Origin of the sequence: Peptoniphilus rachelemmaiella (assembly GCF_943169845.1) — a bacterium.
Lineage (GTDB): Bacteria > Bacillota > Clostridia > Tissierellales > Peptoniphilaceae > Aedoeadaptatus > Aedoeadaptatus rachelemmaiella.
In genome coordinates this window covers 1-798 of sequence record NZ_CALPBW010000040.1, presented here as the reverse complement: position 1 = coordinate 798, position 798 = coordinate 1, and the positions used below count along the sequence as shown (strand labels likewise).

The following is a 798-nucleotide window of genomic DNA, read 5'->3' as shown; positions in this document are numbered from 1 at the left end:
TTTCGGAGCAAACACTACGTGATACTTACAATTCCATTTTGTGTGTGATAAACTATGGGTGTGATTTAGTGATGTCATTATTTCCTCCTGATTGTGATTGGTTGGCAGACCTCTCTCATCATATCACGCTGGAAATAACGGGCAATTATCGCTAAAGCTAAACGGAACCCCCGGTCTAACCGGGGGTTTTCTAATGCAAAAAAGGAACCGAGTCTGCACTCGATTCCTTTATCATTCACTTTCTACCCGATTCATTTTCATTCGCCGAGGCGAATACCGCTTGATCGTTCATCAAGGAGTCGGGAGAAAACCGCCGACGCCTCTTCCGACCGGTCGACTTCCAAATCTCTGATGCCTTCTCTCAAGAGATCCAAAAGCGCTTCTTTCGATAAATTGGCCACATCCGGCGAGGGCTCCGGCAACACAACCGAAAAGGGAAGCCCCCGTTTTAATATGATTTGTCGATAAAAAAGTTCGATGGCGGCAGAGGGCGCCAAGCCGATTTCCTTTAAAATGGCTTCCGCTTCACTTTTTACTGCAGGCACCATGCGCACATTAATAATCGCCGATTTTGCCATAATTCTTCCCCCTTTTTCCAGTATAAACTCGGCGTCTTCACATCGTCAATACAGTTGCTTCACTTTCGCACATCGCCAAGGAGAAAGCCACACAAATAAACATCCCCCGGCGTAGCCGGGGGTTTTCCTTTTTCGGCCCAAAGGGCCTGCATTACTAGCTGCGCCTGAAGGGCGTCGGTGGTCTGCCCGTGCTAACATTACTCGGCTACCCCTTAAAGGG

1 protein-coding gene and 1 pseudogene are annotated in these 798 nt (G+C 48.2%); both read right to left on the bottom strand.

Features of this window, described 5'->3' with window-relative positions:
- Positions 1-78 (bottom strand): annotated as a pseudogene (locus KO087_RS09675) (IS200/IS605 family transposase); the annotation flags it as partial.
- A gap of 179 nt (positions 79-257) precedes the next feature.
- Positions 258-578 (bottom strand): type II toxin-antitoxin system RelB/DinJ family antitoxin, encoded by a 321-nt coding sequence (locus tag KO087_RS09525; RefSeq protein WP_215508991.1) that lies wholly within the window; start codon positions 576-578, stop codon positions 258-260.
- Between the last annotated feature and the right edge of the window lie 220 nt (positions 579-798).